Raw genomic sequence first — 14,024 nt, 5'->3', positions numbered from 1 at the left:
AAGTGGGTTTTTCACTGGAAGAACCCACTTACGAACTCAGGGAATTCGGCAATGATGGCCGCAATGGGCAAAATAACGGCGATACTGCAGGCCTCGGTTAGCTCAGCTATGCGGCGCGTTGTAGGTGAGATGCGTGACGCGGGAAATGCGGCTAAGGCGGTGGCTGCAAGCATGGGGACGACCAGGCCAGCGGCGACTGGCCAATTGCCCTCGAACCACTGTTGAAAGGCGACGGCCACAATGACGGCAAGACCAGCTAAAGCAGTACAGGTGGAAGCTACTTTCCGGGCTTGGCCACGGGAGTGAATTGCACAAAAGACTATGACAGCAGCAGCCATGCCTAGAGGCCACCACTTGTTCGCATAGGCTCCGGAGAAAAGTACCACCAGGGTGAAGATGCTGAGACTTCCGGTGCCACTGCAGAGGATGCCATCGAGAATCCACCCCGCTCGCTTAGGTGCGTTGTGGGATATTTCGGGAGTTTCGCTGTCATCGAAGCTCTCGCCGGCGGCAGGGACTTTGGGTACGCGAATACCGGCAGCCTTGATAGCGATGGAAGGTGCCAGCAGTATCAGGATGACTGCACTAGCAGCGGTGAGCGCTCCTGATTGAACCGAGTTGTGGAAAAGTGCGACAGCCGCAGCGTAAATACCGAAGGTAACTGCAGCACTGAGACTCGTCGCGCCCAGGGTAACGGTGATGCGGTTGTCGCCGTCGCCGGTGTTGGAAATGAGAAAAATCAAACCGATGACGGCAAGCGCGACACTAATCGCAGCAGTCGGCGGCCAGTCGGTGAGTATGCGGTGTAGGTCGAGGCCAACGAAGCAGAGCCCCGAAGAGGTGCCCAGAATGAGCACTTGCAGCTCCAGGGACATGACAATCGCCGGTTTTGCGCTACGCAACAGAGCCAGGCGCAGTCCACCGGCTACTGCCAGCAGCGCGATGAAGCTGATTGCCGCGGCCAGTGTGGAATCGGTACTGCTCAAGCTCAATGAGGCAGCTGCGATTGAAGCTGTGGCCACGAGGGCTGCGGTACAGCCAACAACCAAATCAGCCGTCCCGATACCGTCGGTATAGGTGGTGTCGGTAATAGCATCGGCGGCATCGAAGAGCCGAGGTTTGGGCACGGGACCTGGGTCGTTGATAACAACCAGGCGTTCGCCTGGTGCAATACCGGCATCGTTCAGGGTGTCGTCGGCAAGCAAAATCGTGCCAGTGGCGGTCCGTAGCTGCCACTGTGCCAGCGGGAAGTCCGCAATGTCGATATCGAAAATTTGCAGGATATCCGGTACAAGTGCGGCGATTGCGACGTTGGTCGGTAATGCAAGGTCTGCGTGTGCTCGGTTGGTGTCTTCGGGCATGTGTGCGGCATCAATGCGCACGCGAATGAGTTCCCCCAGCATGTATTTCCCCCATGAATTCTGCATGCTTTAGTCCCTCTAGAGTGTCGTACAACTCGCTAGAGCGCTACTCGGAGTAGTAACTGCGCGTGCCCCCGCTATCAGTTTCGGTCATGCGCTGCGAGAATCCGGAGTGTGTTTTAAGCTATGCGTACACCGATTGGTCGGGGGATTGGCCGTCGAGTGAACACAAGGGGCGACACATAGCGGGGGGGATTTTTGTGACTAGTGCACAGGCGGAGATTTCGGCTACCCGAAAAGCGGGGCTGCAGCCTATGACAGGCACAATCGCGCCGGATGCGCCACCGGAAGCGCCGGAACCACAGTCGGTGCCGCTGATGCGTGCACTCATGCCGTTAATCATGGTCGTGGCAGTGGTTGGCATGGTGGTGTTGATGTTTGTCTCTGGGATGGGACGTAACCCGATGTCGTTTATGTTTCCGCTGATGATGGTGTTTTCCACTGTGGGCATGATGGTGTCGGGCGGGGCGGGAAATAAGGACATGGCACCGGTGCGGAAGGACTATCAGAGGCATTTGTCCAGTATTCGCCGCGCGGTGGCGAAAGCAGCGAGGATGCAGCGTGAATCGGCGCAGTTTATCCACCCTCGGCCTGGAACTCTGTGGCAGCTGGGGGCGATGGGGCGGGCGTGCGAACGCCGAAAGGGGGACCCGGATTTCTTGCAGCTGCGCATCGGGGTGGCAACGCAGCAGCCCGCAACGCCCGTAACACCACCGGCAATTCCGGCGCCGGAGAAACTGGATCCGGTTTCCGCCGTAGCACTGCGGGAAGTTATTCGATCGGCTCGTCAGGTTGAGGGCGTGCCCTTTGCCATAGATGTGTCAGCCTTTGAGATCATCGCGCTCACTGGAGATACCGCGGCGCAGGGGCTGGCTCGAGCAATGGTCGCCCAAGCTGCTGCGCTGCATCATCCGGAGGATTGCCTGATTGCAGTTGTGGGAGATGAGTGGGAATGGCTGAAATGGACGCCACACCACGGACACCCCGCAGTTACTGATGCCTGTGGCCCAGCGCGGTTGCGGGCGGCGACGTGTGCGCAGCTGACTGAGCTGCTCACGGCTATCGACATACTGCCAGCTGCAGTGCTGATTGTGCTGGCGGATTCGAACGGACAGCACGATGTCACTGAACTGACACCGATTTTTGACGCGGCGGGGTCGGAGACCTCGGTAGTTTTGCTGACCGTCGTGGAAGCGCAGTCAACGTTGTGGGAGGCAGCGGTTCACCATGGCATCGCGCTGGTTGTTTCCGCTACTGCTGTGCATGCGGAAACTGCGTCCGGACGGGAGGAGATTGGCGTACCTGATCAGCTGAGTCCAGCAGAAGCGGAGGTGCTTGGGCGGAGCTTGGCGCGTTTTGAAGTGCCAACAAGCGCAGATGATTCTGTTAAGACCTCGGAAGACCCGGTCATGGAGGAGCTCGGGCTGTACCCGCCTCCGACAACTCTGCGCTACCGACCGCGCTACGGCAGTGCTCGTCTGCGCATTCCTGTTGGAGCTGATGACGGTGGTGCTCCGGTCTATCTGGATTTTAAGGAGAGTGCTGAGGGCGGCATGGGGCCACACGGTCTGTGCGTTGGTGCCACAGGGTCGGGTAATAGCGAATGTGGGTTTGGGGTACGATGTACGCATGGCAACACCCGGAACGCAGCGAGCGGCGATCTACGCACGTATTTCGCTAGATAAGCAGGAAGAAGCGGGCGTCAAGCGACAGATCCACCTCGCCACCAAGCAGGCCGAGGCTGACGAAGCTGAGGTAGTCGCTACCTATGTGGACAACAACATCTCCGCCTTCTCCGGTGAGTATCGGCCTGAGTACGACAAGCTGATCCACGCCATTGAGAGCCGCGAGATTGACGTTGTCTACGTTTACGCGCTCGACAGGCTGACACGGCGCACCAAAGACACACTGGCGCTCTTCGAGTTGTGCGAGAAACACAATGTCACCGTCAAAGCGAACCGGGGCTACAACATCGATCCGAGCGATCCGGCATCGCGGCTCACGATCGTGATCCTGGGCCTTATCGCCGAGCAGGAGTCCATCGACCGTGCCGCACGCATCCGAGCTGCCTACGAAGACCGTGCACGCACAGGACGGCCGAAGACGGGCGGGCGGCGGATGTTTGGCTACGAGTCTGACGCCGTGACCATCATTGATGATGAGGCCGAGGCGCTGCGTGATGCGGCTGCAATGGTCGTTGCAGGAAAAACGCTGCGTGAAACTGTGCGTGATGTCTTCCATGCGCGAGAACTCACTGCTACAACCGGACGCCCCATGACGGCGCCGACGCTGCGAGACATTTTGCTCAATCCACGTGTCCGAGGAATCAGCACGTTTAATCCGACCGACCCGGACACGGGATACCGCCTTATCAAAGACCGCCAGATCGTTGGCGCGGGGAATTGGCCAGCCATTATTGACGAGGCCACGGGCGAGAAACTCGACGCCATCCTGCGTGATCCGACGCGAAAACAATCGCATAGCGGCAACGCACCGCGCTACTTCCTTGCTTCGGTACTCACCTGTACTTGCGGAGATCCGATGTATTCGCGTAGCCGGAAGAACAGTAAGGGTGAACCTCGTCGCTTCTATACCTGCAAGCGGACGGAGCCAGGCGGCACGCATGTGTCTATCGGTTCTGAGGTGGACGACCTTATCGAGGCAGTCATCCTCAAGCGGATGCAGCAGCCCGACGCGATGGATGCGCTGCAGCAAGCGCTCGCCCCAGAGGACGACTCCCTTACCGAACAGCTGCAGGAACTTACAGGCCAGCGCAACGCACTGCTGGCCAAGCGCGAGCAGCTTGAAGAGGTGTCTATCAATGGTGATATCGACATGTCGACATTTACGCGAATGTCAAAGAAGATCGAAGCTCGAATCGCAGTCATCGACAAGAAGGTGCACGAACTGACGGCAAGCCGTGACGCCGACCCGCTCGCCGCAGAGTTAGCCAACGGGCCGGACTTTGCCGAGTGGTGGCGCAGTGCTTCTGTCGAGGACAAGCGTCGACTCACCCGGCTGCTGATGGACATTCATATTCTGCCCGGCAAGGCTGGCGCGAAAACCTTCGATCCGCAGCGCGTGAGTATTACCTGGCGGCAGTAGTTGCGGCGCGCAAGCACGAAGGAACGCCACGGGAGCTGGCAGTTCGGGGGAGATCTGCCTTCGTGTATCGGGGGTGACACCGCTCAACCGTGGCGTTCGCAGGAAGTATGACACGGCTCTTGTCACCCCGCACGTCGAGCGCTAGGACAAGAACCTGCGTTGTACGGCATCGATAATTAGTCGATAATGTTACGGTTGGCGTTTTGTGTAACGATCCCTTACAAGACCGCCCCTGTCACATGTTTGTTGTGTCGGCTCAGGAATCGACGTGCGGGATCGACTTATTCTGGACATCCGCTAGAGACACAAGAGGGAATCCATGGCATACGTTGGCGAAGACGAGGTTAGGAATGCTGCTGGCCTAGTGCTCGGCTTCGATGAAAAAGAAGCCGAGGTTCAGCAAGGCTTCGGGCAACTATTACCCTTCAGTCGATTGGGTTTCGAGAAAGTGCAGGATAAGCCAGACGGCTGGTATCTACCGGACAATACCGCTATGCCAGCGATCATTGCGGAGTTCAAAGGTACCCACCACTCTCTTGACAATGAAGAATGGGTTGCGGAGCTGAAGAAAAACGTCGACATCGTGTTGACAAAGTATGAGCAGTGCATCGGCATTCTTTACAACCGTGAGGACATCCGCGTTTTTCTGAACAACGTGGAGCTAGAGTCTGTTGCCAAAGAACTACAGCACAAGAGCTATTACCTCAGGCTGGCAACGAACAAACCGATTGACAAGCGCCTGATTTACACGCTCACAAGCAGGATCAACAACACGCTCCATTTCAATTTTGGAGTTAAAAACCTCTACTCCAGGATGGTGTTCACCGCCTGTGCACTCGTTGCTCTCCGTGAAAATGCGTGGATTGCCCCCGGCATGAACTACGACAACTTCCATAACTCGATCCTGAACCAGCTAAACAAGTCGCTCGAAAAGCACATCGCCAAAAATGCGAAACTCACTCTCTTGGCCAGTGAGTTCAGTAAGGTTGAAACCGCCTTCGTTGGCAACCAGAAGTCTATAGACGACTTCATTGGCTGGCTGAAAGAAATATCGGGTTTGTTGAACTCTGATAACTGGGCCGGTGAAGATGTCATGGCAATCTTCTTCAACGAGTTCAACCGCTACAAAACGAAGTCCGAGCAGGGGCAAGTGTTCACCCCTGACCACATTACTGGGTTCATGGCCCGGCTGGTGGATCTCAACGAGGATGACAAGGTACTTGACGCAGCATGCGGATCAGGGGCTTTTCTCGTCAAGGCCATGAACATCATGATTGAAAAATCTGGAGGCATTGGCAGCAATAAAGAAGTCTCCATCAAACAAAAGCAGCTGTTTGGTATTGAGAAAGACAAGGAGATCTTCGCGCTCGCTGCTGCCAACATGCTCTTGCATAAAGATGGCAAGACCAACCTCGCGCTCTTAGATTCTAGGTACGAGGACGCTGGCGATTGGATAAAGAGCAAACCGATTACGAAAGTGCTGATGAACCCACCGTACGAACGAAAGTACGGGTGCATGAAGATTGTGAAAAACGTGCTCGACAATGTTGAACGCGGCACAATTTGTGCTTTCATCCTGCCAGACAAGAAATTGGATCGTGACGGGGGCAAAACCCTCCTCAAGAAGCACCGCCTTGAGAAAGTTATTAAACTTCCGACAAATACATTTATGGGCATCGGGCAGACGACCTCGATCTTCATCTTCACGGCGAAAGAGCCTCAAGACGGGCGCGAGATTTTCGCGTGCAATATTGAAGACGATGGTTTAATCACGGTAAAGAACCAAGGTCGTCAAGATGTGTTAAACCGATGGCCCGCCATCGAAGACAAGTGGATTGAAATCATCCGCAAACAGTCGGGTCACCCGTCCATTCAATGGCTCGACCCAAATAAGCATCTCTCGTGGCAAGAGCCTGACGCACCGTTCCAGGTCACTGAGGACGACTTCTTCAAGAAGCTTACCGATTATGAGGTCTACCAAAGGGGTATCGACGCCAGCGAGTTCGCGGCTGCACTGAGCTATGCGGTGATCTACCGCTCCGATACTTCGGTTGATGGCGATGAAGTTCTAATTCGCATTTCCGACGATGGTGAAGAGGTGTAACGGTGATTGTAGACAGTACGGCCTGGGGTGAGTTCAAGGTTGGCGAACTGTTCGATAAACCGAAATTAGGGTTTATGCCCGATCCACCGCGAAAGTTCGTCAAAGCCGCTGACACTTCAGTAGAGCAGAACGAGGAGTTCACCGTCCCTCTAACAAATGCCAAGTACGGCAATAACGGCATCATGTATTTCGGGCGCCCAGGGGAATGGACTACTGCTGAAAAAACAATAGGCGTCGTATCCAACGGCGCCGTCGCGGTAGGCAGCGTTTACGTCCACACTCCCGCCACTAGTGTCATCGACGACTCCTATCTTCTAACATTCCCCGACGATGCAGCAGTTCAAGATCACAGCAGAGCAGGCGAGGATCCTCGGCTGACCGAAGAAGTCTTGCTCTTTGTCGCCACGGTTTTGGAAGCAGTTATTCGACCGAGGTACAGCTACGACGACAAGGCTGTATGGAGCAAGGTTAGCCAAGAAACCATAAAGCTCCCCCAAACACCCGAGGGAACTCCCGATTGGCAAGCGATGCACGACTTTGTGGCTGAACGCAGGAAGCGAGCGGAAGAAAACGTTGAAGCTCTTCTACGCTTAGTGTAAACGCAGGGATTTAACCGTTTATCGGTTCCACCAGCGTCTCTACGTCGAAGCAGGAACAGTTAATGGGTACTCAGCGCTACGCCTTCATCGAAGCTGACTACTACCCGAAGCTCACCACACACAGTCTCCGGATATGCAACGTCTCGCGGCCGACGATCTATCGCGCTCTTGAGCGCATTGACGCCGACGCTTAAGCACAGGCTGCGTCGCTAGCGCTCGCACCCGGTAAGGCAAGCACCAGTCTGCGCTAGCGACGCTTGGCACACATGAGGCACTGCACTGCTGGGATGCGCCCACGACCGGCAGAGCCGGACCGAATACGGGATTGACCATGTACACCCCGTATTCGTGCAAAGGAGCACTGCCATGTCCACTCATTCCCACACGCTTGCATCCCACGGTGAGATCCTCGCGAACCTCCCCGGCATCCTCGGCTTCTACCCGAACAACTCGCTGATCCTCGCGTTCTTCGTCGACGACGAGGGCGTCGACACCGTCCGCCTCGGCCCGGTCGCGCGGTTCGACCTGGACGAAGCTGTTGCAAAGCTCACCGAGAGCCGCGAGCGGTTCGCAGCGTGGGTCCACCACCTCGAACTCGACGCTGTTATCGCGTACATGATCAGCGATGACATTGCACAGCCGGTCTTCGACGAGACGGCTACGTACCTCACCAGCGGGGCGGTGCACCTACCGCCGCTGCTCGGGGTGGTGCAGGTGCCCGAGATCGTCACCGGGGCTGCGTGGTGGTCTGTGTACCAGCACCCGCTCATCAACGAGCCACGCCACGGTGTTGTCGGCGAGGTCGCTGCATCGGCGGCGCTTAAGCAGATGCTTGCGGACACCGGCGAGCTGCCGGAGCCGAGCAAAGACGACATCGAGGCACGCCTGAACAGCACCGATCACGGCATCGACGCTGCCGAGCACGCCGACATCATCGAAGACGCGCTGGCGTATATCCCGCCCATGTTCTCCGACGTGCTGCAGCGTGAATACGAGCAGGCGGCGGCGGGAATAACCCAGCCGAGCACGCGCGCTGTTCGATCGGCGCTGAAATGCTTCACTACAAAGCGCTTGCGAGACGCGCTGCTCGCGGCGCTGCTCGATGACCCGCAGGCGGGCCTTGCGTTCATAGAGCAGGTTATGCGCGCTGTCCCGACCAGCTGGCCAGGGATGCGCGCGCAGCTCACCACCACTGTTGCCGTGCTTGCGCACGCCACAGGCCAGCCGGGGCTAGCTGGCGTAGCTGCGCAGCGAGCCACCGAGATCGGGCCAGACGAGAACTTCCCGTCGTTGGTGGCGAAGCTGACAGACATTGGCCAGGGCGAGCGGATGGTCGAACTTGTCCGCGAGGGCGCCGAGAAGACCCGCACGATACTGTTCGCCGAGTAACACCACACCCCGTTGCAGTAATGCAACGGGGTTTCTTTTTCTCGCGGGGCCGTGGCCTGCAGAGATGCACACCTAGCGGGGCAGGGGGGAACCCCCTAGACAGCAGAGCTGTCTCCAACAGACGGATTGACCACCAATCCGAACAAGGAGGCACGTGATGCGCGACATCACCCACACCGACCTGGAACTGCTCTACCAGCTCGCCGACGGCATCGACGGCGAGGACGCCGATCCGGGTGCAGCACAAGAACTGCGCGACCTAGAGGCGGCAGGCACACCGCTGCCCTGGGCAGTGCTGTAACGACAGCTCAATCACCCCGCAGCAGCAAAGCAGCTGCTTAAGTACCCAAATTGCACAGCAATTCACACCCACTCACCTAAGGAGAACCATCATGTCCAACCCCTTCAACAACGGCACCATCGTCGGCAACGCAGCTCGCGCACCGAAGCTGTTCGAGCACGCAAACGGTGGCGCGACGGTGAAACTCAGCGTCTATGCGCGCAACACCTTCAAGAACAAGGCCACCGGCAAGGTCGAGTCCGAGATCGTGGAGCTGACCGGCTACGTCCAGGACGCGAAGAACCCCGGCGTGTTCGGCTGCATCGGCTCCGGCGACCGCGTCGCGGTGAGCTACTCGCTGAAAACCGACGTCTACACCGACAAGGACGGTGTGAAGCACTACCCGCTGGTCGCACGCATCGACACGGTGCAGCTGATCGACTCCAAGAAGGAGTCCGCTGCACGCGCTGCCCGTCGCGGTGGCGAGGCGGCGAACGCCGCCCTGGCTGGCGCCGGCGCCGACAACGACGAAGCACCGTTCTAACGACAACACCCCGCAGGGAAACCTGCGGGGTTATTTTTTCAACTATTTCACGGTGTTGATCCAGCTCTTTCACGGCCATACCCAACTGAACAAAACCCAACAGCCCTAGCATCAGCTTGGCGATCGGGGTGGAGTCTTTTGAGTAGGTCTGTCCCTCCTTGAGGAGCTTCACCGACACTCCTTTGCTGACTAGCTCGTCAACAATGGCGTACAGATCCGTCAGTGAACGCGCGCACCGATCCATCGACGTGACGACAAGCTGATCTCCTGCACGGACATATCGCATTGCTTCATCAAGTCCAGGGCGCTCACGCGATCCACCACTGGCCTTATCCGTGTAATAGGTGAAGACCTTCTCTGCCTTGAGTTGTTCAATCTGACGATCAAGGTTCTGATCTTTCGAACTCACCCGGGCATAGTCCACCTTTTGTCCTGAGATCGCCCCCCAACTGTTCAGTGATCTCCAGAGGCAGTGACGGTTCTGTTCCGTTAGTCTTGGAACTAACCCTAGCGAACAGGAAGTTTTTTCATTCACAAATTGTTCGCTTGGGGTGTACCCCAGGTGCCCCTACCAGCGCCCGCAGTTGAAGGCTTCACCTACCAAATGGTAAAATTAGCTATATGCGAACCAGTCAGCGCTCCGAGATCCTGGAAGCTGCCCTCCGCGTCATGAACGCAGCGGAGGGTGGCGACATTACCCTTGACGCAGTGGCCCACGAGGCCGGGCTCACCAAACCGGGATTGCTATATCACTTCCGCAACCGCGACGTACTGCTCGCCGCGATCGTCGACCACGCTGCGGCCAACGTCGAGAACGACATGACTGCCACCCTTGGCAAGCCCCTCGAGAACGCCAACGCCACCGAGCGGCTCCTGAGCTACGTTCACGTCGCCGCCCACGGGGCCGCCAAGCGCGCCGAGTTCATCATCTGGGGCCAAGCGACGTACCGGCCCGAACTCACCGAACCGTGGACTACGCGGATGGGCCGCTGGCTCGAACTCCCGGACGATCTCGACGCCGCCACCCGAGCCAGGCTGACCACCGCCCGACTCGCCGCCGACGGACTCTGGGGCGCCCAGGCCACAGGTGTGTCCACCCTCCACGGCGCGGATCTCGAAGCCGTCGTCTCCAGCATTCGCTCCCTGATCGAAGGAACAACCCCATGAAGCAGTGGTTCCTGCTCGCTGGTGCCATCACTACCGAAGTGGCGGCGACGCTGTCTCTCAAGGCGGCGCTCAATCACCCATCCTGGTACATCGTGGTTGCTGCCGGATACATCGGCGCTTTCGTCTTCCTCACCTTCTGCCTGCGCGAAGGAATGCAGATCGGCGTCGCCTATGGCATCTGGGGAGCCAGCGGGGTCGTGCTCGCCGCTGTGCTATCCGCCGCGATTTTCGGTGAACCTCTGACTGCTGTGATGGGTCTTGGAATGGTTCTGATCATCAGCGGTGTCCTCACCGTCGAACTCGGCTCCCAGAAAGCTCAGCAAACCGCAGCCCAGGAAGCAGGAGTCAACTCATGAGATGGATCTTCCTCGCAGGCGCCATCTTGTCCGAAGTCGTCGCGACCATGTCGCTACGAGCCTCCGACGGTGGCCGGGTGAAGAAATGGTTCATCGGCGTCATCGCGGGGTATCTCGTGGCGTTCGTCGCCTTAAGTCTCGCCTTGGCCGACGGCATGGCCCTTGGCGTCGCCTACGGCATCTGGGCAGCATCCGGCGTAGCTCTCACCGCGATCCTCGCCCGGGTCATCTTCCACGAACCCCTCACCCGAACCATGGCCCTCGGCATCCTCTTCATCGCCGTCGGAGTTCTCACCGTTGAAATCGGCGCCAACTTGGCGAACTGACGCATTTCCGCAGGTAAACCAGGCAGATTGGTGTGCCCCAGGTGCACCACGAGGCGCACAGACAAAGGCTCCCCAATGAGCGCCTGTGGGCCTAGCGTTGTGGATGTGATCACCTGTGTCGTCCACTACACCATCGACCCCGACCAGATCGCGGCCTTTGAACAGTTCGCCCGCGCTTGGATGCGGCATGTCGACGAACACGGCGGCACCCACCACGGGTACTACCTACCCGCGGAAGGTGTGAGTGACCGTGCGGAATCCCTGTTCAGCTTCCCCAGCCTGGCTGCCTACGAGCAGTACCGCACCTTGTTCGGCACCCACCCGGACTTCATCGCCGCTGACCGGATTCGAGACGAGTCCGGGTGCGTCCTGCGGTACGAGCGCACCTTCATGCGGCCGCTCCTACCCCAGGGACACTGAAAGGGACTCCGGCAGCACGCTCGGCACAACCCACAACGCCGCAGGTCAGCGCGTACAGATGGGTGTACCCCAAAAGCCTCATGTCTCGATTATGCCTCACAAACCCCTACCGAGCACCACCCTGCGACAACTTAGGGCGAGACGCTTTAGTGAGACGGGGAGGAGGCCAATTGCCCCATGAAACGGTCTCACATTCCAGTTCCTGCCGGGTGTCTCATAAAACTTTAGGTTTTCAGGACGCTCCGCGACCGCTAGTGGGCCATATAAGCGAGTCGGGTGTGGTCATCGACAGCGGCATGGACGTGGTCGAACCCGATCGGGTCTTCCGGTCGCGGGTCGGTCGTGGACTCGCCAACCGCCGCTGTCGGGGATGCGGCTGAGTTTCTTCACATCGATATGGATGAGCTTGCCTGGCCACCAGCAACGCTCTCGCATGCGTGGTCAAGCGGGCGTTACCGTTGGGCATAGAGGCCTCCGGCAGTGAAGAACTAGACAGCTCCACTAAGCCAGGAGGCCTAACTATTTCACAAGACCGAAAGTGCCACCAACGTCACGGTCGAGTACAACTAGTGGGTGTCACTGTGGCTTTCCGAAGTCCACCACACTGACGTTCCCGTCATTGCGGGGGCGGTACAGAGGGCTCCTGACGGATTGCCCGAAGTCCTCTGCACGAATTGACTTCCGGCCTGATGCCGCTGTACCAACCTGTCCTGATAGGCGGGCGCCTCGTTTGCCAGAAGATGGGGCACGGTTCCCTCTCCCCCTTGCTTTTTGGGAGTCCTCGGCCAGCTACGGGATCGTGCCTGGCCGGTCCTCGGTCGAGTTGTTGTCCGGAGTTGGTGCGCAGCAGTCGGGTTCCCCGCTTTGCCCGGGGCCCTCGCCTGTGGGCGGCGTTCCCTGTCTGATGCGCAGTCTCCTGCGCCGGTTGAGGGCGGCCAATGCCGATGCGAGCACCACGGCTGCGGCGAGGGCTGCGATCAGGGTGCTGTTGTCGCTGATCCAGGCGCTGGCGGCGGCTGACCATACGGCGAGGCTGTTGGCCTGTGCGGTTCCGCCGGTGGCGGCGGGATACCAATACCAGCTGAGGTAGGCGCCGGTTATGGTGAGGATGAAGGCGGCGATGCGGTTGCTGTGCTTGGCCAGGCCGGTGATTCTTCGCCCGAGGGCGGCCCCGGCGATGGCCGTGCCTGCCGAAACGAGCATCAGGACAGTGGCCGAGCCTGCGGCGTAGGCGGCGAAGACCGCGAGCAGCCCGGCGTAGCTGGCGACGGCCTGGGCTTGGGCGATCACGGCCAGGAGCACCCCGAGGGTGCAGCCGAGGGATGCTGCGGCGTATCCGACCCCGAAGGCCACCATGCGCCCGGTTTTGTGCCCTGCCCCTGCGGCTTCTTGTGTGCGGGGTTTCGTGGCCCAGGCCGGCAGACGGAGCCGTGGTGTGAGTCCGGTGAGCATGGCCAGGCCCAGCAGGAGAAGGATCACCCCGGTGGCCATTCCCAGCCAGGGCGCTGCGCTGATCAGGGTCCTGGCGCCCGCGCTGACGATCAGCCCGAAGGCTGCCAGGGTCCCGGCGAAGCCGAGGCTGAGCGCGAGCCCGGCCCGGAGCCCGTGGGCCAGACGCAGCGCGAGCGGGCGCGTCCGGGCGTCCCCGATGGTCTGGGCTATCCAGGCGGGCAGGAGGGCGAAACCGCAGGGATTGACCGGGGCAATCATTCCAGCGGCGAAGGCCAGGGCAAGCAGGGCTGTCATTGGGCACCGGCCTTGGTGAGTTCTTCTTGGATCTTTTCCGCAGACGGGTCGGTGGCCCGGAAGGTAACGTCACCCTTCGCGTCGACCACCACCAGGGTGCTCATGGAGGTGACCTTGTACCGGGTGGTCAGTGTGGCCCCGGTGTCGATGACGGCAGGGAGCTCAGGGGCCTTGATGTAATCGCGGAATCCGTTGATGGTCTCCTTCGGTTCTCGGGGGTCCACGTCCACCAGGAGGTAGTCGGCCGAGCTTCCCAGGGCCGTGGAGGCCTTGTTCAGGGAATCGGCCCCTTCCACACACTCACCGCATCCGGCAGAGAAGAAGAACAGTGCTGCGGGCTTACCGTCCGGGATGGTCCGGGTAGTGCCGTCAATGTCGGAGACCGTAACAGCAACGGCACCGGCCGCGTCGGGCGACGAACCGCCTGGCGCGGCCGACGGGCCGCTCGGTGAGCTGGCGCAGGCGGTTGTCAGTGCCATGACCGCTGTCAGAAACAGGGCGGAGGCGAGGTGCCTGGGCCGGGGAACGGACAGAGAACGGCGGGATCTCGGGTATGTCATGGTGTCT

15 protein-coding genes and 2 pseudogenes are annotated in these 14,024 nt (G+C 59.3%); 12 read left to right on the top strand and 5 right to left on the bottom strand.

Features of this window, described 5'->3' with window-relative positions:
- Positions 1-11: 11 nt before the first annotated feature.
- Positions 12-1,427, bottom strand: a complete 1,416-nt coding sequence (gene eccD / locus QP978_RS02430; protein ID WP_224783772.1) for a type VII secretion integral membrane protein EccD — start codon at positions 1,425-1,427, stop codon at positions 12-14.
- A 194-nt stretch (positions 1,428-1,621) separates the two neighbouring features.
- On the opposite strand from eccD, the gene QP978_RS02425 reads away from it, so the two are divergent.
- The 8 genes from QP978_RS02425 to QP978_RS02390 all read left to right on the top strand — a co-directional run bounded on the left by QP978_RS02425 (position 1,622) and on the right by QP978_RS02390 (position 9,442).
- Positions 1,622-3,106, top strand: a complete 1,485-nt coding sequence (locus QP978_RS02425; RefSeq protein ID WP_284856804.1) for a hypothetical protein — start codon at positions 1,622-1,624, stop codon at positions 3,104-3,106.
- Positions 3,051-4,526, top strand: a complete 1,476-nt coding sequence (locus QP978_RS02420) for a recombinase family protein (protein ID WP_284856803.1) — start codon at positions 3,051-3,053, stop codon at positions 4,524-4,526. Before QP978_RS02425 ends, QP978_RS02420 begins: the two co-directional genes overlap by 56 nt.
- Positions 4,527-4,845: 319 nt before the next feature.
- Positions 4,846-6,630: an HsdM family class I SAM-dependent methyltransferase gene (locus tag QP978_RS02415; protein WP_284856802.1), complete on the top strand. Its 1,785-nt coding sequence runs from the start codon at positions 4,846-4,848 to the stop codon at positions 6,628-6,630.
- Between the two features lie 2 nt (positions 6,631-6,632).
- Positions 6,633-7,229, top strand: a complete 597-nt coding sequence (locus QP978_RS02410; RefSeq protein WP_259797651.1) for a hypothetical protein — start codon at positions 6,633-6,635, stop codon at positions 7,227-7,229.
- Between the two features lie 62 nt (positions 7,230-7,291).
- Positions 7,292-7,423, top strand: a complete 132-nt coding sequence (locus QP978_RS02405) for a hypothetical protein (RefSeq protein ID WP_259797653.1) — start codon at positions 7,292-7,294, stop codon at positions 7,421-7,423.
- Between the two features lie 172 nt (positions 7,424-7,595).
- Positions 7,596-8,618: a DUF4192 domain-containing protein gene (locus tag QP978_RS02400; RefSeq protein WP_284856801.1), complete on the top strand. Its 1,023-nt coding sequence runs from the start codon at positions 7,596-7,598 to the stop codon at positions 8,616-8,618.
- Positions 8,619-8,772: 154 nt separating this feature from the next.
- On the top strand, positions 8,773-8,919 hold the full coding sequence (locus QP978_RS02395; protein WP_158293362.1) for a hypothetical protein: 147 nt from the start codon (positions 8,773-8,775) through the stop codon (positions 8,917-8,919).
- Between the two features lie 91 nt (positions 8,920-9,010).
- The gene (locus tag QP978_RS02390) at positions 9,011-9,442 is read left to right on the top strand and encodes a single-stranded DNA-binding protein (RefSeq protein WP_239356777.1); all 432 of its coding nucleotides are present in this window, start codon (positions 9,011-9,013) and stop codon (positions 9,440-9,442) included.
- A 148-nt stretch (positions 9,443-9,590) separates the two neighbouring features.
- On the opposite strand, the pseudogene QP978_RS02385 reads toward QP978_RS02390, so the two are convergent.
- A pseudogene (locus QP978_RS02385) lies at positions 9,591-9,851 on the bottom strand (recombinase family protein); the annotation flags it as partial.
- A gap of 212 nt (positions 9,852-10,063) precedes the next feature.
- Here QP978_RS02385 and QP978_RS02380 point away from each other — a divergent pair.
- From QP978_RS02380 to QP978_RS02365, 4 genes are all read left to right on the top strand, one after another.
- The gene (locus tag QP978_RS02380; protein ID WP_034666346.1) at positions 10,064-10,609 is read left to right on the top strand and encodes a TetR/AcrR family transcriptional regulator; all 546 of its coding nucleotides are present in this window, start codon (positions 10,064-10,066) and stop codon (positions 10,607-10,609) included.
- A complete protein-coding gene (locus tag QP978_RS02375; RefSeq protein WP_038610824.1) occupies positions 10,606-10,965 on the top strand; it encodes a DMT family transporter in 360 nt (119 codons plus the stop codon). Before QP978_RS02380 ends, QP978_RS02375 begins: the two co-directional genes overlap by 4 nt.
- Positions 10,962-11,291, top strand: coding sequence for a DMT family transporter (locus tag QP978_RS02370; RefSeq protein ID WP_034666342.1), 330 nt, complete (start codon positions 10,962-10,964; stop codon positions 11,289-11,291). The genes QP978_RS02375 and QP978_RS02370 overlap by 4 nt, the downstream gene beginning before the upstream one ends.
- A gap of 105 nt (positions 11,292-11,396) precedes the next feature.
- The gene (locus QP978_RS02365; RefSeq protein WP_230208643.1) at positions 11,397-11,711 is read left to right on the top strand and encodes an NIPSNAP family protein; all 315 of its coding nucleotides are present in this window, start codon (positions 11,397-11,399) and stop codon (positions 11,709-11,711) included.
- 263 nt (positions 11,712-11,974) lie between these two features.
- On the opposite strand, the pseudogene QP978_RS02360 reads toward QP978_RS02365, so the two are convergent.
- From QP978_RS02360 to QP978_RS02350, 3 genes and pseudogenes are all read right to left on the bottom strand, one after another.
- Positions 11,975-12,125, bottom strand: a pseudogene (locus tag QP978_RS02360) (IS481 family transposase); the annotation flags it as partial.
- A gap of 375 nt (positions 12,126-12,500) precedes the next feature.
- On the bottom strand, positions 12,501-13,457 hold the full coding sequence (locus QP978_RS02355; RefSeq protein ID WP_038610825.1) for a cytochrome c biogenesis CcdA family protein: 957 nt from the start codon (positions 13,455-13,457) through the stop codon (positions 12,501-12,503).
- Positions 13,454-14,017, bottom strand: coding sequence for a TlpA family protein disulfide reductase (locus tag QP978_RS02350; RefSeq protein WP_038610826.1), 564 nt, complete (start codon positions 14,015-14,017; stop codon positions 13,454-13,456). The genes QP978_RS02355 and QP978_RS02350 overlap by 4 nt, the downstream gene beginning before the upstream one ends.
- Positions 14,018-14,024 lie beyond the last annotated feature (7 nt).

The sequence above is a fragment of the Corynebacterium sp. MSK035 genome (genome assembly GCF_030232615.1).
In the GTDB taxonomy this organism is placed as follows: Bacteria; Actinomycetota; Actinomycetes; order Mycobacteriales; family Mycobacteriaceae; genus Corynebacterium; species Corynebacterium jeikeium_D.
Note: the sequence above shows the minus strand (reverse complement) of the source record. Positions and strands in the feature narration are given on the sequence as shown.

Bases quoted from the DNA above. Each gene is read 5' to 3' on its own strand.
- QP978_RS02355 (WP_038610825.1), bottom strand. From the start codon at position 13,457: ATGACAGCCCTGCTTGCCCTGGCCTTCGCCGCTGGAATGATTGCCCCG.
- QP978_RS02390 (WP_239356777.1), top strand. From the start codon at position 9,011: ATGTCCAACCCCTTCAACAACGGCACCATCGTCGGCAACGCAGCTCGC.
- QP978_RS02350 (WP_038610826.1), bottom strand. From the start codon at position 14,017: ATGACATACCCGAGATCCCGCCGTTCTCTGTCCGTTCCCCGGCCCAGG.
- QP978_RS02380 (WP_034666346.1), top strand. From the start codon at position 10,064: ATGCGAACCAGTCAGCGCTCCGAGATCCTGGAAGCTGCCCTCCGCGTC.
- eccD (WP_224783772.1), bottom strand. From the start codon at position 1,427: ATGCAGAATTCATGGGGGAAATACATGCTGGGGGAACTCATTCGCGTG.
- QP978_RS02405 (WP_259797653.1), top strand. From the start codon at position 7,292: ATGGGTACTCAGCGCTACGCCTTCATCGAAGCTGACTACTACCCGAAG.
- QP978_RS02400 (WP_284856801.1), top strand. From the start codon at position 7,596: ATGTCCACTCATTCCCACACGCTTGCATCCCACGGTGAGATCCTCGCG.
- QP978_RS02415 (WP_284856802.1), top strand. From the start codon at position 4,846: ATGGCATACGTTGGCGAAGACGAGGTTAGGAATGCTGCTGGCCTAGTG.
- QP978_RS02370 (WP_034666342.1), top strand. From the start codon at position 10,962: ATGAGATGGATCTTCCTCGCAGGCGCCATCTTGTCCGAAGTCGTCGCG.
- QP978_RS02420 (WP_284856803.1), top strand. From the start codon at position 3,051: ATGGCAACACCCGGAACGCAGCGAGCGGCGATCTACGCACGTATTTCG.
- QP978_RS02375 (WP_038610824.1), top strand. From the start codon at position 10,606: ATGAAGCAGTGGTTCCTGCTCGCTGGTGCCATCACTACCGAAGTGGCG.